Here is a 17,929-nt window from a genome sequence, read left to right on the forward strand (position 1 = left end):
CTGACGTTTTAAGTCTGCGTTGCTGCAGCATCCTTGAAAAACTGCAATTGCATGGGCAAGCCAAAGGCATCGACCTGTGAGGTATCAATATCGACATTGATGCTACCGTCTGCATTCGAGGCGACGGTAAATTCAAGAAAATCATAAAACGTGCCGGTACTCGGGTCTTGCGCACTGGCCGGGCTGGGTGACGAGACTGAGGCAGGTGTGGATGTGACCGACACCTGGGCCTGCGTGGGTGCACCGACAGAAATCAAAATGCGCCCCGAATATTGCTGGTTGTTGTTGCCGTTTGCATCCCCCGTATAAGTCGGTGCAGGCAAGCTCAGGCTATTGCCCCATTGCGTGAGTGTATAGCTAGGCAGGATGACACCATCTGGCGAATTGGGCCCTGGTGGTGGCAAATCAGCCACGGCAGTCGGCACTACCTGCGTCTGCCCTGCCGCTGGCGGCACCAGATAATAATTGGCACCCTGCGCCGGGGTCTGGTTGTTGCCGGGATTGATGATAAGGCTGCCATACACCGTCACCCAGACATTGTCATTATTGGCGGGCGAATTATTGGTGATGCTGACGGGGACAGACGACTGGATAGAAAAGGAAGACATGGAGGACGCTCCTTGAAGGTGATGACATCGTAGAAAAATAAGCCATGACGGCTTGCCATGGCAGATGCAGTATCATTGCCTATTCTACATGATCAAAACACAATCAAAGCGTCTGTATGAATTGATGCGCAGTCACTGTCTGTTGTAGGGTTCCGTGGCCGCGTAATTCTGGTTTTAGCTTTACTCTCCATCCTCAAGTGATACAAACACGGAAATATGGCGCAACGCCCGGAACCAAGCTTTTTTGCCTGCACCCCAGTACAATACTAGCTGACTCGTTTTCCACCATCGACAACATAATGCCGGTTAAATTTCAACCCCTGTTCTGCCTTGCCCTGGCGCTGCCTGCCATGTATAGCCCAAGCACCCTGGCTTCTACTGAAAAACAGGCGACCGTTACCAGCACTCAGATTAAAAAGCAGTTATCTGCCACTGAAACAGAGGCCAATAACTTGCGCAAACAGGCAGCAGAGAACCCCGACAAATACTTGCCCCAATTGATCACGGCCATCATCCGGCAGGGCACTATTTATCATAAGGAAAACCGCTACCAGGAGGCGCATGTCGCCTATGAAGAAGCGCTGGAACTCTGTAACAAGGTGGAGGCAGGCAAAGCAGAAACCTATCAGGAACACCTGTACATGCTGCTCTACAATCTGGCCTTGCTGTATCAGGCAGAAAAAAACTGGCCACAGACCAGGGTTTATTTTGAAAAGGCAGTTGCCGTCAGCCGTCTGCAGTTAGCAAAAAACCGTGATGCTTACTTGCCGCAATTGACTTCGACCTTGCATAGCCTGGCAGAGCATGACAAAGAACAGACTCTGCGCCCGCAAGCGCTGGCGGCCTATAACGAAGTCATCGCCAACTATCGAGAGTTGGTACAGAAAGATGCCTATACCTACACGCCAAGGTTGGCCAGCGCATTTTTTCATGCGGGCGTGGTTCTGTATCAGGAAAAAAAACTTCCTGAAGCTAGGCAGATGTTTGAAGAGTCAATTGCGTCTTACCGTCTTGCGGTAGTAAGAGAAGAAAAATTCAAACCGGAATTGGCGCTCAGTCTGTCCAATCTTGGCATCACCAATAAAGCCGACAACAAATACGCTGCAGCACGGGCAAATTTTGATGAGGCCATTACCATCTACCAGGCTGAAAAGCAAAAAAGCGCCCATACCCAGTATGTGCATGCCAACTCCGTCAGAAGCCTGGGGGATTTGAATGCCATCGAAAACAAACGGGCTCAGGCGCAAACATCCTACGAAGAAGCGGTCAATATCTATAGGCAAATTCCTGCCAGTTACGCTGATGAAGCCCGTCCATCGTTTGCAGCGTCTCTCATAGAACTGGCGCACATTTACAAGCAGAATAATCTTCAACCGCAAGCAGTCAGCTCCTTTAATGAGGCTATCGTCAATTATCGCCAGCTAAACCAGAAAGATGCGCTGACCTACACACCCAAGCTGGCCAATGCGCTGCTTAATCTGGGCTTTGTTCTGCATAATGATAGAAAATATGCAGAAGCAAAAAAAACTTATGAAGAATCAGTCAGTTTTTACCGCCTTGCGGCGTTAAAAGAAGCCAGGTTCAATGCCGGGCTTGCCTTAGCCCTGAGTAATATTGCCCTCATAGATAAACTTGATAATAAAAACCCTGAAGCGCGCCAGGCTTTTGATGAATCCATTGCCCTTTATAAGGAAGATATAAAAAACAATCCGGCGTCCCTGCATGGCTATGCCGTGACACTGGAGAGCTACGCTGAGCTCAACAAGAAAGAGAACAAGCTGGCGCTGGCACAGGCAGCTTATGAAGAAGCCGTCCGCGTTTATAAGCAAGAGCTGGCGACAGAGCCAGCACAGGCCTTGCCAGCCTTGCCGGCATTGACAACTGCGCTCATCAGTCTGGGTGACTTGTACCGGCAAATGCGGCTGTCTGACAAGGCAATTGGTGCTTACGGTGAGGTCGTCGCCAACTACCGGCAGTTAATCCAGAAAGATGCAGACACCTATACACCCAGACTGGCGAACGCCTATTTTTATCTGGGCGTGCTGCACTTCAACGAAGACAGATATTCAGATGCAAGACAGGCATACCAGGAATCTGTCAATTTTTACCGTACCGCGATAGGCAAAGAACCCCGGTTCAAGCCTGAACTTGCCCTGAGTATTTCCAATCTTGGTATCAGCTACAAGAATGACAAAAAATTTACCGAAGCGCGGCTGGCGCTTGACGAGGCCATCGCCATCTACCGTGCAGAAAGCCAGAAGAGCGCCCATACCCTGTATGCCTATGGCGACACACTCAAAAACCTGGGTGATCTGAATGTTTTAGAAAAAAAGCAGGCACTAGCGCAAACATCCTACGAAGAGGCCGCCACTATCTATCGCCTGGTACCAGCCAGCTATGCCGATCAGGCAAGGCCCAACTTTGCAGCAACACTCAACGAGCTCGCAGATATCTACAAGCAGACAGGGCAAAGCGACAAGGCGCGCGTGATTTATGAAGAAGCTGTCGTTCACTGGCGCAAACTGGCTGTCAAAACACCAGAATATTATCAAAGGAGACTGGCGGGTACGCAATTGTCACTCGGTCTGATTTATTACAATGAACGTAAAAATCAAGAGGCACAGCAAGCGCTTGAAGAAGCCATCAGTATGTATGGCGCGCAGGTAGAAAAATATCCTGAGCTGACGCACAATCTTGCAGTCAGCTATTTAAACCTCGGCGATGCTGCGCTCGTCAACAAGCAAACCCAAAAAGCCTATACCGCCTATGGCGAAGCCCTGGCTCTTTACCGCAAACTGCTCAAGAAAGATAGTGACGCCTATTTGCCGCCACTGACCAATTTGCTGGCCACCATGGCAGAGATAGACCTGACGCAAAAACGCAATAAAGAAGCTTACCCTGCGCTGGAAGAAGCGGCAGACAATTACCGCAAGCTCTCGGCAAAGGATGCCACCTCAGCGCAGCTGTATGCGAAAAAACTTGCCAGCGTCTTGAGCCAGCTTGGTTACCTGAATCTGACTAACAAGCCACAACTGGCCGAATCACTGTTCACTGAAGCCCTGGCTATCTATCGCCCGCTTGCTGTCAGAGAACCGCTTTACCTGCATGATCTTGCGTCGGTACAAGTCAGGCTGGCCATGGCCTTCAACAATCAGAGAAAGACGGTCCTGGCGCGCCCTCTGATGGAAGAAGCTATCGCCAATTATCGCAAACTGGTACAGCAAAAACCCGAATTGACGGATGAACTGATCTTTACGCTGTCACAACTGGGTGAGCTCAATCTGAAAGAATTCCGCATCGATGATGCCCGCAAGATGTATGCCGAAATACTCGCCCTATGCCGCCAGCAAATTGACAAAAATCCGGCTACTGAAAAGCGCAAGCTGGCATGGGTACTTGCCAGACTGGGCACGTTCAACATCATCGGTAAAGACCTGATACAGGCCCGCATTTTCCTGAATGAAGCAATCAGTATCTATCGCCTGGATTACGCACAACGCAGCGACACTGCCAATGAATTTGCGATGGCCCTGTATGGCCTGGGTTTGCTTAACGAGGCAGATAACAGAGCCTCAGGCGCAATCAAAGCTTTTAGTGAAGCAAGCACCCTGCTGCAAGAGCAAAAACAATTAAGCCTTGCCCAGCAAGCTGAACTGGGCAAAATACTCCACAGCCTGGCGACCGTAGAGTTGACCGAAAAGCGTCTCAAAGATGCACAGGAACATGTCAACGCAGCGCTGGCTATCCGCAGACAATTGGCAAAGAATGACACTGAAGCTGAGCAGCAAGACCTGATAGACGATCTTGCCCTGCTCTCCAGCATTCATATGCTCAACAAGGATTTGCCCAGGGTCAGGCAAGTCTATGCAGAAATCGCACAGCTTGCCGAACGCACAGGGTCGCTGCCACCGAAAATCCAGGCACGCGTCGATGTCATCAAGCTCTTTATTAAAAATACCAAGGGCTTATAAGCATTTTACTTCGCGCCACGATCAGTTTCACAGCACGCCTGCCTGGGCGTGCTGGCCTGACCAACCATGCAAACATGCCGGGCCCTGCTGCTGAAACTCATTTTGGCGCGTGAGAGCCCACTTGATCAGTACCCTGGGGCCGACACATGCCCTACTTCATAGGCCTGCACATGATCAGGCAAACCTGCAGCTTGCGCGGCAGAGGCATCCCCCCATAAAGTAAAGCGCGCCAGTGTCCATGCATTTGGGTCAAAAGCCACCAGCGTTGCCAGCGCACCAGCATGCTGGCTCATGTTTTTTGCGGCGGCAGTTTCAAGCTCGCGCAAAGCGCGGAGATCTGTGTAAGCCTCAATCTGGCTGATCTCGCGCGTAGCAAATGTCGCGCTGCGCACCTGCGCATCCAGATGACTATGCCACACCGACCACTGCATGACCGCAGGCCAGCCAAAGGCTTGCGAGACAGCCTTGAAGCCATCGCCACAGATGAAATTATTCAAGCCTTCATTGTCATGCCAGAGGTAAAAAGGCGCATAGACATTATGGCTGGACTTCGTAGGCTCCTGGCCTTTGCTGGCATACAGATAGGCCTTGAAAGCCAGGCCGGGAAAGTTATCCAGCATATGCCCCTTGCTGGCAATGCGCTGACGCACAATGTCCATGTCGTAGTCCGCAGGGAGGGTGAAGTTGTATTGCATGGCGATCATATTGGGTGTCCTTTTGAAATTGGTTTGATGAGAAATTTTTTCTTGCAGCTTGCAATTGTCGTAGGTTGGGCTACGCCTCATCAGCCCAACACTCGGCGTTTCAATGACGTATACGTTTGCTTAGGCTCAGTGTTGGGCTGGTAAAGCGTAGCCCAACCTACGAAACTGTGTCTCTGTGCCTCTGTGTTGAGAGGTCTTGAAGTTGCTCCGGTTTAAGCGGCCCAACCTGCGTCATTGCAAAACCTCACTCATACCGCGCCACCCCGTCATACATCACACCGCCACTAAACGACCAGTCCTCCGCTGCGGTAGTATTGATAATGACCAGCACATCCTCAGCCCTGATACCTGGCGACACTCCCAGCAACTCCACCAGCCTTCGGTAAAACGCCGCCTTGGACGCTGCGCTACGCTGGCGGCCAGCGGTGATCTGTATCAACACAAAATCATCCGACCTTGGCTTGCCCTGGTGACTAAGGTAATTACGGTCAAACACCAGTTCATTCACTTCATGCTGATGGATGATCTGGAAGCGGTCATTGAGTGGCACTTCATATACTTCTACCAGTGCCTGATGCAAACCATCCGACAAGGCTTGCAGGTATTCAGGTGATTTACCCTTTAACAGGGATAAGCGGCTCATGGGCATGATTTACTCCTTTGATTTTGCTGTGGTTTGATTGGCAGACAATTCGCAGACAATTGGCGCAGCACGGTGACAGCCGATGCCGCCGTTGGCCATCCCGCATAAAACGCCAGATGGGTGATGACCTCGACCAGTTCTGCATGGGTGATGCCGTTGTCGAGCGCCCGCTGCATGTGAAAGGGCAATTGCTCACTGCGGTTCAGCGCGATCAGGGTGGCAACCGTGATCAGGCTGCGTTCACGCGCGGCCAGGCCCGGCCTTTGCCAGATATCATCGAATAAAACAGTGTCGGTCAGCTCGGCAAACTTGGGGGCGATGTCACCCATCAGTTCGCGGGCGATGGTGCTGGGTGTGGTATTCGACTTGATATTGAGTGCGGTGCTGGCTGGCATGTGAGAACTCCATGAGAGTGATTGACAAGTACAAGATACCCGACTATCTTCATCCATAAAATCAGATAATTTCAAACCCATCATTCCAAAAATCGGGATGGACAAAAAATAAACAAAAAGGAGCAAGTCAGTGAGCAAGATCACCTTTGACCTTGATGTCATGCGCACCTTTGTGACTGGTATAGAGCTGGGCAGCTTTGCCAAGGCGGCAGACAGGCTGGGCCGCTCGACCTCTGCGGTCAGTGCCCAGCTCAAGAAACTCGAAGACCAGGTCGGCAGCCCCATCCTGCGCAAGTCTGGCCGCGGCATGCTGCCCACCCCAGCGGGCGAAACCCTGCTGGCCTATGGCCGCCGCCTGCTTGAACTCAATGACGAAGCCGCTGCCGCCGTGCGTGGGGTTGATCTCGAAGGCTGGATCAGGCTGGGCATTCCTGAAGACTTTGGCGAGCGCATACTCACCGACGTGCTGGGCCGCTTCGCCCGCGCCCACCCCAGGGTCAGGATAGAAGCCAAAATCGCCCGCAACGCCACCCTGCTTGACCTCATCACTGGCGGCCAGCTTGATCTGGCGCTGACCTGGGATGGCGGCATCAGCACCCCGCACAGCGAACACCTGCGCAACTTTGCCATGCACTGGATAGGCGCGGCAGACCCGCAACTGCAAGCCAGCTATGCCGGTGATGAACCTCTGCCGCTGGTCGCCTTCGAAGCCCCCTGCCTCATGCGCAGCTGCGCCACCAGCGCACTTGATCACGCCAACATTCCCTGGCGATTATCCTTCACCAGCCCCAGCCTGTCCGGCATCTGGGCCGCCGTCGCCGCAGGCCTGGGTGTCACCGTGCGCACCGCCGCTGGCTTACCCAAACACCTGCGCATTATCGACAACCCTGCCCTGCCCACCTTGCCCATGCTGGGCCTGAGCCTGCACCGCCTTGAGGCTGAGCCTGACATGGCCGTGCAAAGGCTGCGTGAGATTATGGTGGAGACGCTGATGGAGGAAGAAATGGGGCAGCAGCTCAGGGCGGCGTGAAGGCCGTACCGGGCTGAACGCCAGCTATTGCAGCACTGCTCCATGACACAACACCGCCAGTTTATGAATTCAATCAACTTTCACATCTATAGCACCATGCTCACAGCAATTGAACTCGTCACAATGATACGATCCGCCTGGGAAAATGCGACGCCACCTGAGCCCGGCAATATCTCCCAGCCTACTTACGACGACGAAGGCGTGGCCGGCTACTTTACCGGCAAATCATGGCAAGGCCACAATGCGACACAACTGCGGCGTCTGACTCATGCGCTCACATTTTTTACCGATGAGGCATTTGCCTACTATCTGTCATCCTACATGATTGCCGACATCGAAGAGCCTGAGGTATCGGATGTCAATGTTGAGGGAATGCTGTACAGACTCGATCGCTATCAGGCCCAATCTATTGTTACCATGCTCAACGCCAGGCAGAGAAACGCATTGCGCTCATATATCGTATTTGTTAAAGCAAGGGAGTTGGGCTTGCTCAGCAGGGAATGCTCAACCATTCTGCGCTTTCTGAATGAAGCGGATAGACATGATTAACTTGCGATCCGATATCGCTTCGTTTTGAGTTTATCGTTTTTGAAAAGAGCTTGCTCGACATACCATGAAGATTTTTGGCCTCAATCAAGAATTTGATAAATTCCGTTTTCAAATTCAGATATGATGTACGTTTTACATCTTTTTCCATCTGCCCATGCCTGCTCTCAAACTGCGCCCAGTCTCTGCCTTGATACTTGCCTCCGGCCTTTTGCTGGCTGCAGCCAGCCAGGCACAATTGCCAGCGAGCTATACCCTCGAGGACAAAAGACTCTTGTGGGAAGAAGCAGTTTCTTATGCCGATGGCATACAATATAATTACGACCTGCTGCGTTTTGACAACCAGGATGCGGCCAATACTTGCGAAAAATATTCTGCTACCTGCGTCAATGTCAAAACCAGGGGCAGGGAAAATTTCCGCCTACCGTTACCCAGTGTTCCTTTGTATCTTAAAGAGACGGTGAGTAATATGCTGCTCACCCCTGTCAGCAAACCACTGCTTGATTCTGCCAGCAATACCTGGGTCCTGGTCGTCATGAAGGCAACAAAATCAAGCGATTTCCCCAAAAATGTTGACCCACAAAACTGGCTTGACCAGTATGCCCTGACAGCTCTGCCCGCTTTGAACGATGTCAAAAATGACCCGCAACTGGCTACACGACGCGAGCTGGGCCGCATTCTCAATCAGGCATCGCTGACAGCAGCCTTGACTGCAAATAAAGTCAACAGCAGCAATATCAATACCCGGCTGGCAGATGGTTCTACCCTATTGCGCAGGGCCATCATGATGAGAGACAGCGAAATGACAGACACTCTGCTCAAGAACGGTGCCCGTGCAGACGTCTGCACACCCAGATGCCCCTTGAACAGCGCGATTCACACGGCAGACCTCAATCTGATCAAGAAACTGCTTGATGCCGGTGCCAACCCCAATGGTGGCACAAGTGACTACCGCCCCCTGTCCCTCGCAACACTGCTTGCCAACAAAGATGTCATCGGGCTCTTGCTGGACAAGGGCGCCAATCTCTTGTTGCCACAACCAGAAATCGCATTTGGCAGCGCCATTGAAAAAAATTTGTTGCAATACGCCCCTCCCGGCAATCCTGAATTTGCCAACTGGTTGCAAACAAAAATAGAGCAGGCGCTGGATAAGTCTGGCAAATACAAATGGGCAGCCTGGATAGAGCAAAACGGCCAGAGGACACCGCTCACAGACAATGCCGTCATCAAGCTCAAAAAAGCCCCATTCAAGATTGCCATGCAGATCAACCCCGAACATTCATTCAGGTTGATTTGCGCCGAGGACAAAAGTCTGTTTGAACATGCCAAAGACATCCACTTCAGGACTGACACCCTTAGCCCGTTCAAGGTTGGCGCGTCAGGTGACGATAGCAAATATCTCAGCTGTGGCAAGATCGTCATGAAAAAGGGCAAGTGGACATTTGACGGCGCGACCAAAGAACTGAGCTATACCGAAAATGCCGATGAAAAGACTGGCACTCAGCGCATAAAGGGGCCGAAAGGCATGGAATACAGCTACAACGTCACTGAATTTCTTGACGACGATAACGCAGTCCCGCTGGCCCAGTACAATGGCAAAGACCTCGCCATGATCATAGGCACCGTGCCCAGATCAGGCATGGGCGCAGACTACTTCCGCCCGGCCAGTTTTACGATCAAGTTTCAGTGATGTGAATTACCTGTCCTTGCACGCAACTCAGGGCCAGTGGCCCCTTGTGGCTCATGTAAGGCTTTCGCAGCGCATACCACTCCCGGTTTGCACTGCGCCTGCGGGACATGTACTATCTCTTTTGGATAAATGGGCAGGCAAACCAGATTCATTTCAAAAATCCATCATCAGGAGGCAATATGAAACGTGTTGTTGGCATAGGCGGTGTGTTTTTCAAGGCAAAAGACCCGCAAGCATTAAGTGCCTGGTACCGGGATCATCTCGGTTTTGAACTCAGCCCCTGGGGCGGTGCGGTATTCAAGGCCAATGGCGACGGCACAGAAAAAACTGCCTGGTCATTGTTCCCGGCAGATTCCACCTACTTCGCCCCGAGCACCCAGCCCTTCATGATCAACTACCGCGTCGATGACCTGCACGCCCTGCTCGCCGCCTTGCGCGCCGAAGGCTGCAATGTCGATGCCAAAGTAGATGAGTCAGAATACGGCAAGTTCGGCTGGGTCATGGACCCTGAAGGTAACCGCGTGGAGTTGTGGGAACCGCCAGAGGCGTAAGAGAAAGGGATATAAGGAAGCGGGATTTCTGTGATTAAAACTGCCCACTTATTCTTGGCACTATCCTCCATCCCGTCATGCCGGACTTGATCCCACTGCAGTCCGGAATAATTATCTTGACTCATTTGGAGAGTCAAGTACGAACAGCGTCGCGGCGATTCTTCTACGTCGAAGACTTAATTCTGCAATTGAATAATTTTTGTCAGCGATCATGCTTGAAGCTCCTTCCCCTTCAAGGGGAAGGTTGGGATGGGGATGGGTTTCTGTAGCAAAATCATGTACAGCCAATCGACCGAAACCCATCCCCACCCTAAGCAGTCCACTGCGCCGCTTGCAGGCGGCTTAGATTCTGTCGGCACAAAGCATGCTTTGCGAAACCCCGACGACATCCCCTTGAAAGGGAGGGAATTTACTCGTTATTGTTTGTCAAGGACATTATTCCGGACAGCAGTGAGATCAAGTCTGGCATGACTGTTGGGACGTCTTAGTCAGCAATAAGCTCAAGGTCTTTTAAGCGAACAACAAATCAGCCCTGGAGTACGCAGCTCAGTTCATTAGCACGATGACGCCGTGCCAGGCACACCTGCGCCTGGCAACAATAAATTGAACAAACGATGCTATATTGCGTTTTTTGTCTGTTGCCTGCCATGTGTCAAGCCATGCATGTGCATGCAAAGGCGATCAACTTAATTTGTCCCATGACCAGCATACCTACATCACCAACAGGCACCAGCCGCAAACATCTGCTCCCCTGGATCAGAATATCCCTGCTGTGCTGTCTCATGCTGTACTCACTGACACGCGCCATTGATTATCTGCATCAGGCAGGCTGCACGCAAAACCCCGGTGTGGGCGCGACGATAGCGTCTGCTGACCTGGGTATGATCTCTGCCGGTTTTCAATGGCTGTTCATGTTGTCGGGTGCGTTCATACTCTGCACCTGGCCGGGTGTGAGCAAATGGCGCAGGCTGGGGCAGGCATCTGTGTATTTGGTGCTCAGCTTTTGCCTGTCTGTCGTGCTGTCAGTCTGGCATGAGGCAGAAGTGGCAGAAACTTGCGCACGGCCAGGTGTAACCCAGCCTGCGAATGCAGCAAGGCCTTGAGCCGCTTGTCTGTCTTTGCTATTCAAGTGTATATTTTTTCACTCTTAAAAATTCCACACCATGCCTACGCTGATTTTCACCCCGCGCTATACCGACGACTCACAAGCCTTGTGGAAGGCAGCAGGTGCATTGGGCTGGCAGGTGCAGCGGCTGACGAACTGGCGGGTACCTGAGCACTTGCAAAACCTTGAGCAAGCGGTATTGTATGGCGAGGCCCTGTTTGGCCCGACGCTGGCAGAGCAACTGGGCATACGCCTGCTGAGCCCGCCAGAAGACTGGCTGGTGCGCCTGCCCATGGAATACAAACACCGTCAGATCAGCATGCAAACCCTGGGGCAGGCACGCCAACTGACAAAGCCTGCTTTTATCAAGCCGCCCAATGACAAGAGTTTTCCGGCGGAGGTATATACCGGTGCCAGCCTGCCGACTGAGTATGATGACGACATGCCGGTGCTGGTGTCAGAGGTCGTTCAATGGGAAAAAGAATTTCGCTGTTTTATATTGCAGCGCCAATTGGTCACCTACTCTCTCTATTCTCGCTTTGGTGATGTTCAGCGCGAGACAGAGTTCGCCAGCACGATGGATGAAGACAACGCGCTAAAGGCATTCATGCACACTCTGCTGGCAGATGAACGCGTCGATTTACCCGATGCCTGCGTCATCGATGCCGGCATGCTGGCTGGCGGTGCATGGGCCTGCGTGGAACAAAATGCGGCATGGGGTGCGGGCATTTATGGTTGTGATCCTGCCAGGGTGCTGGAAGTATTGCGGCATGCTTCTGTCAGGGTTTAAGCTCTCAAGTCAAATCCCCGACATGCCTCACGGCCAAAGCTGCTCCTGCGTGCATGCCTGACATCACTTGCACTGCCCCGTCACCGCGTTATAGGCCAGCGCAGCGGCGGCAAAATAGCCTTTGTAAGTAACCTGACCTATGGTAATGCCTTCGGGGTTGGGCTTGATGCAGTCAGTGATTTGGGCCCTGCTGACTTCGCGTCCAAATTTGCGTATGGGGCTGCGCTCTGTGGCTTCCAGTGGCTGGCCGGACCGGCTTGCCAGTTTTTGCAGGTCGCTACGGCTATCGGCATAAGCGCGGGCAATGGCGTCTTTATCTGTACGCAAGCCCGATGAGGCCGTCGATTTTTCTTCGGTGAATACATCTTTGCCAGGGTCTTGCCTTGATGGTTCTGCTACCGGTAGCGTAATGGCTTGCGCTGCTTGTTGCACACTCGGGCTGGCCCGCTGCCGGGTTTGCCGGGTTTCGTGTTCCGGCATTTTAGGGATGTCGTTTTTTTGCTGACAGGCCCGACATCTGCACTTGGGGTCTTGGGTAGCGCCTTAGGCATGAATGATAAATCGAGAGTGATGTAGCCAGTTTCTGGCGTTGTTTTTCTGTGCCAGGGCCGCACAAGCTGGAACAATAACAAGGCGGTGATCAGACAGGCAATGACGAAAGAGAGGACGGATTGCCAGGCAGCCTGATTCGGCAGGATAAGCTTGCGTTCTTGCATCAACTCGTCTTCAACATGGAAACATGGGTATTGGACATTAGCTTTGACAAAACAGTTCCATTCAGCTTATTTTTCTTGCATGCAGAAATCATATGACAATAGTAGCGCGTGCTATATTAGCCTTCCCCATATGTCCTGAGTCAAGTGCAACAAAGGTGCCACCATGTTCGACCAATTAAAAACCCTGCTGCAAAACCACAATGCCCGCTTCCGTGTTGTTGAGCACCCTGCCGAGGGTCAGTCTGAAAAAGTCGCTGCCATACGTGGTACAGAAGTTGGCCAGGGTGCCAAGGCCATGCTGTGCCAGAGCAAGGATGCGTCTGCGAAACTGATACTTGCCATCCTGCCGGGTGACCAGAAGATCGATTTCAAAAAACTGGCGGCCGTCATGCAGGTCAAAAAAACCAGCTTTGCTGCACCTGAGGCAGCGATGGAAAAAACCGGCTGCGTCATCGGTGCGATACCGCCTTTTGTGTTTTCTGATGACATCGCACTGGTGCTGGACCCTACTCTGGTCGCACGTTATGCCGAGATCGCTTTCAATGCAGGGCGGCTGGATACGTCCATCATCCTGAATACGGAAGATTACCTGCGCATAGCCAAACCGATGCTGCATGATATTTGTGCGGCTTGATGCAATGCAGCTCACCCGGCTTGCGCCTTTGTGGTCACTGATCAAGCGTCATCCTTATCTGATCGCGATATGGGTGCTTATCACTTACGTTTCCAGTGCAGAGTATTTTGGTATCGCTATTTTTGAAATTGGCATACCTTGCCTGATCTATGCGTGTATCAGATGCGTCTTGAACTGGCGTAAGTTTGAAGTGCGCAGCATATACGTGTTTCTGATAGCACTGATATTGCTGTCATCCGGCATTGCCATGAGCATCCAGACGCACCGCCGTAATGAAGCGCGTGCCTATGCCGATCATATCGTCACCAAACTGCTGGAATACCAGCGCAACCATGGTAATCTGCCAGTAAAACTGGATGAGATACCAGAACTGGCAAGCAAGGTGAAACGCCCCCACATGCTTTTTTACATCAAAGACAAAGATGAGCCTTACTTGTATTACGCGGATACCTTTATGCCCTTTGAAGGCTGGCATTATGATTTTAAGGAAAAGCGCTGGGTTTATGTCCCTGACTGATCTGATGCAGCATCTACGCCCGGGCTGTGGCAAAATGACGGCATGATCCTGCATGCGACTGACTGTTTGAACTGTCTTAAAAAATGCGTCTCCTCTCCATCTTCAAACAACACCCCTACCTGATCTTGCTTTGGGTTGGCATTACCTGGCTTTGCAGTATTGAACACATGGGCATGCTGTCATGGGTGATCTTGCCCGTCGTCTTGGTATATGCCAGCATCCGCTATGCCAGCCATTTGAAGAATGATGTTGTAAGAAAAAGGGCCGTACTACTGATGAGACTTTCCTTGGTGTCATTCACCATCGCAATGCTGATTCAACATCATCATGATGCATCAGCGAAAGAATATCGCGATATGGTGGTATCAGCTCTCAAGGAATATGAAAAAACTCACGGGCAATTGCCAGCCAGCCTTGACGACATACCCACACTGGCGAGCGATGGGCCTCGCCCTCATTATTTAAAATACTATCGAGACAAATATGGCGCATTGCTTTACTACTCTTCCACCTTCTCACATTTGAATAGAATGAAGTACGTTTTCAGCAATCAGACATGGAAAAGCGTTTCTGATTAAATCTGGCTTATGGCCTTCAAGGCATTTACCCCGAATTCTCTCCACTATCTCCAAGAACCTCCCATGCAACAAACCACCTGGACCGCAGTTGATGATTATTTTTGTGAACGCCTGATCCCTGGCGACCCCGTACTGAGCGCAGCGCTACAAGACAGTGATGCGGGCGATTTACCGCAGCATCATGTAGCACCCAACCAGGGCAAGTTCCTGCACTTGCTGGCCAAACTGCAAGGCGCAAAAACGGTGCTAGAATTTGGTACCCTGGGTGGCTACAGCACGATATGGCTGGCACGTGCCCTGCCAGAAGATGGCTGCGTCGTGTCGCTGGAATTCAACCCGCACAATGCGGCGATTGCGCAAAAGAATATAGAGCGTGCCGGCCTCTCGCACAAGGTGGATATACGCGTGGGCAAGGCGCTCGACACGCTGCCACAACTGGAGGCAGAAGGCATACATCCGTTTGACCTGATCTTTATCGATGCCGACAAACCGAACAACCCGCATTATCTCGACTGGTCGATCAAGCTCTCGCGCCCCGGCACCCTCATCATCGGTGATAATGTGGTGCGCAATGGCGCGGTGGCTGATCCAGCCAGCACAGACGCCAATGTACAGGGCGTGCGCAGTTTTTTTGACTTGATGGCAAACAACCCGCGCCTGTCTGCGACGGCCTTGCAGACGGTGGGCAGCAAGGGCTATGATGGCTTTTCGATGGCGCTGGTGATTGCCTAGATGTTCAGTAGGGTGCGTCTTGACGCACCATTTCGGCAATCTAAGTAAAAATAAAAGCGGTGCGCACGGCACCCCTACAGTACGCTATCAACATCACCCTCCATGAAACGCATCGTCACAATGTCACTCCCGCTCATTCTTGTCTTTGCCGCTTATATGGGCCTGAAGCCTGTTCCCATCACACCTGTCGCCTGGCAGGCTCCTGTCAGCCAGGGTTACACTGGCGTGCATGCAACTAACAACAAACTGCAAGACTTGCACACGATAGACCTGCAAGGCGAAGTGGGGCCGGAACATGTCGTCATCGGCCCCGATGGCAAACTCTACACCGGTGTTGAAAGCGGCAAGATTTTGCGCATGCAGCCAGATGGCAGTGCGCAGGAAGTATTGTGCACTACCGGCGGCAGGCCACTGGGCATGGCCTTTGATGCAGACGGCCAGCTCATCGTGACGGATGCCTGGAAGGGTCTATTGTCGATCGCTGCCAACGGCAATATCACCGTTTTGCTGGGTGTTGCCGAAGGCGGGCCATTACATTTCCCCGATGCCGTGGTCGTTGCCAGGACAGGCAAGATATATCTGACAGATTCATCGACCCGCTTCACGCCCAGGCAATGGGGCAGCACGAACGAAGCCGCCATGCTGGATATTTTTGAACAGTCATCGACCGGCCAGGTGCTGGAATATGATCCAGTCAAAAAGTCTGCGCGCGTCATCGCCCAGGGCCTGAGCTTTGCCAATGGCATCGCCCTCGGCGGTGATGAAAGCAGCCTGCTCGTTGCCGAGAGCGGCAAATTCAGGGTATGGAAGATCGCGACAGCAGCCCAACAACTGGACCTGGCACAGCCCACACCACAAGCAACCATCCTGTTCGATAACCTGCCCGGCTACCCGGACAATCTCATGCGCGGCAAAGACGACAAGCTATGGCTGGGCTTAGCCGGGAAACGCAACTTCCTCGACCAGACCGCACAACGCCCCTATCTGCGCAGCATGGCCCTGCGCATCCCGCGACTGTTCTGGAAAATGCCACCAGCCTATGGCCACGTCATCGCCTTTACCGAAGACGGCAAAGTCATCAACGACCTGCAAGACCCTAGTGGCAATTCACCGACCGTCACAGGTGTGACAGAAACAGCGAACCGGCTGTACATTCATAATGTCAGTGGGAAGGGTTTGGGATGGATGGGGAAGTAAGACAAAATGGCAACTTACAATGCGCCTCTTCTCCCCCGTACCATCCAGCCATCATCAACTGACGGTACAGGATAAAGGTATTGCTCAAATAATTCACGAAAGCCGCCAACAAACAGTGCCGCGCTAGCGACCAAGCTTGCATCATAGCCTGCCGCAAGATCCTGCCAGAATGCCTGTTGTTTGTGTTTGTTGCCTATAAAATTCTCTATGTCATTATCTACACTCGCCCTGTCGGTCGTCAGGTGAACGACATGGCCACCGACATCAAGGGGGGCGATGGTGCTGCTGAACTGTATTCCACTATTGCGATGGCGCCAGTTTTGCCGCATGCGAATTCGCCTGTCTTCATCCAGAATCAATAAATCCGCCTGGGTACAGATAAGCACATTGTCATTTGTCGTTTCATATTCAAATTCCTGGCTGTCCACAGTCAATGGAAGGCCATAGCATCCACCGCTTTCGACAAATTCGAGACCGTATCGATCAGCAACATCCCACAATAAACCGACATTGACAGGTATGTTCACAGGTATGAAAAAGTAAGTATCAAGCTTGTTTGTCATGGCTCAGCATTTGCAGATACGATTAGCAGAGCATAATCGTACAAATTAGACAGACTTCGTATTCTCGGTTTCATAATAATACGCCTCCGGCCATGACCGATATTGATATATTTCTTTCTGGCTGGCCGCAAGCATTGCGTGGTTCTCATGCGTACGATTACGCATTTCTAATGGGAGCCGCCAGTTTTATGACCCCGGCTTTATGCGAAACTACTCCGTTTTACCAGCCCTTTTTATTTCTTCATGAAGAATAAAAAAAAATAACCTTGGCGGCACATCTTCAATATATGGATATTCATTCATCTGTATTTCTTCCCACGCAACATTATCGTCTGCTAAAAGCGTCTCAAGGTAATTTAAATATTCTTCTTTGAATGATTCTGAACAAGCCAAATAATATGGAAGTACATAATTCCTAACCAAGGTACGAATTCCATCTGTTTTAGTGATATCTAAACTGGCTATATCGTCCCAAGCTTCTTGTCCTAAACTTGCCTCGGGACCAAGAACTTCTAACAAAACCGCAATTGTTTCAAGCATTTGATTTTTTGGATTGTGATTTTTTGGTTTCTTATTTTTCATAATTGAATTCAGCCAGTAGGGTGCGTCTTGACGCACCACATGCCCAGCACCATATCCCATAGCGCAAGAGACCGAAGAAATGGCAATAAGAGCGGTGCGTTACAACGCACCCTACTGAGTGAAATTTTGGTGAATAGGCTAATCAAAAAATCTCACCCGGCTCAATCGGTAATCCCCCCGGAAATTAATCGCATTTAAAAGTAGAATTTTCTTAATTGAGATTTTGAGGAAGTTTTACATGAAGACATCGAGATTCAGCGATAGCCAGATTATCGCCATATTGAAACAGGCAGAAGCAGGCTCACCAGTGCCGGAACTATGTCGTGAACATGGTATCAGTGGAGCCACATTCTATAAGTGGAGGTCCAAATTTGGGG

20 protein-coding genes are annotated in these 17,929 nt (G+C 51.5%); 13 read left to right on the forward strand and 7 right to left on the reverse strand.

The annotated features are described in order from the left end of the window. Nucleotides 1–8: 8 nt before the first annotated feature. A complete protein-coding gene (locus ACO0LN_RS25875) occupies nucleotides 9–608 on the reverse strand; it encodes a beta-1,3-glucanase family protein (protein ID WP_422978896.1) in 600 nt (199 codons plus the stop codon). Nucleotides 609–907: 299 nt separating this feature from the next. On the opposite strand from ACO0LN_RS25875, the gene ACO0LN_RS25880 reads away from it, so the two are divergent. Further along, nucleotides 908–4,579, forward strand: a complete 3,672-nt coding sequence (locus ACO0LN_RS25880) for a tetratricopeptide repeat protein (protein ID WP_422978898.1) — start codon at nucleotides 908–910, stop codon at nucleotides 4,577–4,579. A 125-nt stretch (nucleotides 4,580–4,704) separates the two neighbouring features. Here the strand turns inward: ACO0LN_RS25880 and ACO0LN_RS25885 are convergent, their stop codons facing one another. The 3 genes from ACO0LN_RS25885 to ACO0LN_RS25895 all read right to left on the reverse strand — a co-directional run bounded on the left by ACO0LN_RS25885 (nucleotide 4,705) and on the right by ACO0LN_RS25895 (nucleotide 6,321). Continuing rightward, nucleotides 4,705–5,283, reverse strand: coding sequence for a DUF4865 family protein (locus ACO0LN_RS25885; RefSeq protein WP_422978900.1), 579 nt, complete (start codon nucleotides 5,281–5,283; stop codon nucleotides 4,705–4,707). A 244-nt stretch (nucleotides 5,284–5,527) separates the two neighbouring features. Beyond that, nucleotides 5,528–5,932 (reverse strand): tautomerase family protein, encoded by a 405-nt coding sequence (locus ACO0LN_RS25890; RefSeq protein ID WP_422978902.1) that lies wholly within the window; start codon nucleotides 5,930–5,932, stop codon nucleotides 5,528–5,530. After that, entirely contained in the window at nucleotides 5,923–6,321 is a 399-nt protein-coding gene (locus ACO0LN_RS25895; protein ID WP_422978904.1) for a carboxymuconolactone decarboxylase family protein, read from the reverse strand. Before ACO0LN_RS25895 ends, ACO0LN_RS25890 begins: the two co-directional genes overlap by 10 nt. Nucleotides 6,322–6,451: 130 nt before the next feature. Between ACO0LN_RS25895 and ACO0LN_RS25900 the strand changes: the two genes are divergently transcribed. From ACO0LN_RS25900 to ACO0LN_RS25925, 6 genes are all read left to right on the forward strand, one after another. After that, the gene (locus tag ACO0LN_RS25900; protein WP_422978906.1) at nucleotides 6,452–7,351 is read left to right on the forward strand and encodes a LysR substrate-binding domain-containing protein; all 900 of its coding nucleotides are present in this window, start codon (nucleotides 6,452–6,454) and stop codon (nucleotides 7,349–7,351) included. 42 nt (nucleotides 7,352–7,393) lie between these two features. Beyond that, on the forward strand, nucleotides 7,394–7,900 hold the full coding sequence (locus ACO0LN_RS25905) for a DUF6714 family protein (RefSeq protein WP_422978908.1): 507 nt from the start codon (nucleotides 7,394–7,396) through the stop codon (nucleotides 7,898–7,900). Between the two features lie 154 nt (nucleotides 7,901–8,054). Continuing rightward, entirely contained in the window at nucleotides 8,055–9,587 is a 1,533-nt protein-coding gene (locus ACO0LN_RS25910) for an ankyrin repeat domain-containing protein (RefSeq protein ID WP_422978910.1), read from the forward strand. 179 nt (nucleotides 9,588–9,766) lie between these two features. Next, complete coding sequence (locus ACO0LN_RS25915; protein ID WP_422978912.1) at nucleotides 9,767–10,138, forward strand: VOC family protein; 372 nt, start codon at nucleotides 9,767–9,769, stop codon at nucleotides 10,136–10,138. 698 nt (nucleotides 10,139–10,836) lie between these two features. Further along, complete coding sequence (locus ACO0LN_RS25920) at nucleotides 10,837–11,241, forward strand: hypothetical protein (protein ID WP_422978914.1); 405 nt, start codon at nucleotides 10,837–10,839, stop codon at nucleotides 11,239–11,241. Nucleotides 11,242–11,301: 60 nt separating this feature from the next. After that, a complete protein-coding gene (locus ACO0LN_RS25925) occupies nucleotides 11,302–12,033 on the forward strand; it encodes an ATP-grasp domain-containing protein (RefSeq protein ID WP_422978916.1) in 732 nt (243 codons plus the stop codon). Nucleotides 12,034–12,096: 63 nt separating this feature from the next. On the opposite strand, the gene ACO0LN_RS25930 is transcribed toward ACO0LN_RS25925, so the two are convergent. After that, complete coding sequence (locus ACO0LN_RS25930; protein ID WP_422978918.1) at nucleotides 12,097–12,513, reverse strand: hypothetical protein; 417 nt, start codon at nucleotides 12,511–12,513, stop codon at nucleotides 12,097–12,099. A 399-nt stretch (nucleotides 12,514–12,912) separates the two neighbouring features. Between ACO0LN_RS25930 and ACO0LN_RS25935 the strand changes: the two genes are divergently transcribed. The 5 genes from ACO0LN_RS25935 to ACO0LN_RS25955 all read left to right on the forward strand — a co-directional run bounded on the left by ACO0LN_RS25935 (nucleotide 12,913) and on the right by ACO0LN_RS25955 (nucleotide 16,407). Then, nucleotides 12,913–13,383, forward strand: a complete 471-nt coding sequence (locus tag ACO0LN_RS25935; protein WP_422978920.1) for a YbaK/prolyl-tRNA synthetase associated domain-containing protein — start codon at nucleotides 12,913–12,915, stop codon at nucleotides 13,381–13,383. 4 nt (nucleotides 13,384–13,387) lie between these two features. Further along, a complete protein-coding gene (locus ACO0LN_RS25940) occupies nucleotides 13,388–13,900 on the forward strand; it encodes a hypothetical protein (protein ID WP_422978922.1) in 513 nt (170 codons plus the stop codon). Between the two features lie 83 nt (nucleotides 13,901–13,983). Next, nucleotides 13,984–14,478, forward strand: coding sequence for a hypothetical protein (locus ACO0LN_RS25945; RefSeq protein ID WP_422978924.1), 495 nt, complete (start codon nucleotides 13,984–13,986; stop codon nucleotides 14,476–14,478). A gap of 63 nt (nucleotides 14,479–14,541) precedes the next feature. Further along, a complete protein-coding gene (locus ACO0LN_RS25950) occupies nucleotides 14,542–15,210 on the forward strand; it encodes an O-methyltransferase (RefSeq protein WP_422978926.1) in 669 nt (222 codons plus the stop codon). A 102-nt stretch (nucleotides 15,211–15,312) separates the two neighbouring features. Further along, nucleotides 15,313–16,407: an SMP-30/gluconolactonase/LRE family protein gene (locus ACO0LN_RS25955; protein ID WP_422978928.1), complete on the forward strand. Its 1,095-nt coding sequence runs from the start codon at nucleotides 15,313–15,315 to the stop codon at nucleotides 16,405–16,407. A gap of 14 nt (nucleotides 16,408–16,421) precedes the next feature. Here the strand turns inward: ACO0LN_RS25955 and ACO0LN_RS25960 are convergent, their stop codons facing one another. Beyond that, nucleotides 16,422–16,970, reverse strand: coding sequence for a hypothetical protein (locus ACO0LN_RS25960; protein WP_422978930.1), 549 nt, complete (start codon nucleotides 16,968–16,970; stop codon nucleotides 16,422–16,424). A 210-nt stretch (nucleotides 16,971–17,180) separates the two neighbouring features. Then, nucleotides 17,181–17,552, reverse strand: a complete 372-nt coding sequence (locus ACO0LN_RS25965; protein WP_422978932.1) for a hypothetical protein — start codon at nucleotides 17,550–17,552, stop codon at nucleotides 17,181–17,183. A 238-nt stretch (nucleotides 17,553–17,790) separates the two neighbouring features. Here ACO0LN_RS25965 and ACO0LN_RS25970 point away from each other — a divergent pair. After that, nucleotides 17,791–17,929 (forward strand): transposase (locus ACO0LN_RS25970; protein WP_422978936.1); only part of this gene is annotated, 139 nt, incomplete at its 3' end.

The sequence above is a fragment of the Undibacterium sp. TC9W genome, assembly GCF_049339865.1.
Taxonomy (GTDB): Bacteria; Pseudomonadota; Gammaproteobacteria; order Burkholderiales; family Burkholderiaceae_D; genus Undibacterium.

Excerpts from the sequence above, each read along its gene's own strand:
- ACO0LN_RS25935 (WP_422978920.1), top strand. The coding sequence starts at position 12,913 with ATGTTCGACCAATTAAAAACCCTGCTGCAAAACCACAATGCCCGCTTC.
- ACO0LN_RS25940 (WP_422978922.1), top strand. The coding sequence starts at position 13,388 with ATGCAGCTCACCCGGCTTGCGCCTTTGTGGTCACTGATCAAGCGTCAT.
- ACO0LN_RS25930 (WP_422978918.1), bottom strand. The coding sequence starts at position 12,513 with ATGCCGGAACACGAAACCCGGCAAACCCGGCAGCGGGCCAGCCCGAGT.
- ACO0LN_RS25925 (WP_422978916.1), top strand. The coding sequence starts at position 11,302 with ATGCCTACGCTGATTTTCACCCCGCGCTATACCGACGACTCACAAGCC.
- ACO0LN_RS25885 (WP_422978900.1), bottom strand. The coding sequence starts at position 5,283 with ATGATCGCCATGCAATACAACTTCACCCTCCCTGCGGACTACGACATG.
- ACO0LN_RS25965 (WP_422978932.1), bottom strand. The coding sequence starts at position 17,552 with ATGAAAAATAAGAAACCAAAAAATCACAATCCAAAAAATCAAATGCTT.
- ACO0LN_RS25875 (WP_422978896.1), bottom strand. The coding sequence starts at position 608 with ATGTCTTCCTTTTCTATCCAGTCGTCTGTCCCCGTCAGCATCACCAAT.
- ACO0LN_RS25905 (WP_422978908.1), top strand. The coding sequence starts at position 7,394 with ATGACACAACACCGCCAGTTTATGAATTCAATCAACTTTCACATCTAT.
- ACO0LN_RS25895 (WP_422978904.1), bottom strand. The coding sequence starts at position 6,321 with ATGCCAGCCAGCACCGCACTCAATATCAAGTCGAATACCACACCCAGC.
- ACO0LN_RS25945 (WP_422978924.1), top strand. The coding sequence starts at position 13,984 with ATGCGTCTCCTCTCCATCTTCAAACAACACCCCTACCTGATCTTGCTT.
- ACO0LN_RS25920 (WP_422978914.1), top strand. The coding sequence starts at position 10,837 with ATGACCAGCATACCTACATCACCAACAGGCACCAGCCGCAAACATCTG.
- ACO0LN_RS25910 (WP_422978910.1), top strand. The coding sequence starts at position 8,055 with ATGCCTGCTCTCAAACTGCGCCCAGTCTCTGCCTTGATACTTGCCTCC.
- ACO0LN_RS25960 (WP_422978930.1), bottom strand. The coding sequence starts at position 16,970 with ATGACAAACAAGCTTGATACTTACTTTTTCATACCTGTGAACATACCT.
- ACO0LN_RS25950 (WP_422978926.1), top strand. The coding sequence starts at position 14,542 with ATGCAACAAACCACCTGGACCGCAGTTGATGATTATTTTTGTGAACGC.
- ACO0LN_RS25890 (WP_422978902.1), bottom strand. The coding sequence starts at position 5,932 with ATGCCCATGAGCCGCTTATCCCTGTTAAAGGGTAAATCACCTGAATAC.
- ACO0LN_RS25880 (WP_422978898.1), top strand. The coding sequence starts at position 908 with ATGCCGGTTAAATTTCAACCCCTGTTCTGCCTTGCCCTGGCGCTGCCT.
- ACO0LN_RS25955 (WP_422978928.1), top strand. The coding sequence starts at position 15,313 with ATGAAACGCATCGTCACAATGTCACTCCCGCTCATTCTTGTCTTTGCC.
- ACO0LN_RS25915 (WP_422978912.1), top strand. The coding sequence starts at position 9,767 with ATGAAACGTGTTGTTGGCATAGGCGGTGTGTTTTTCAAGGCAAAAGAC.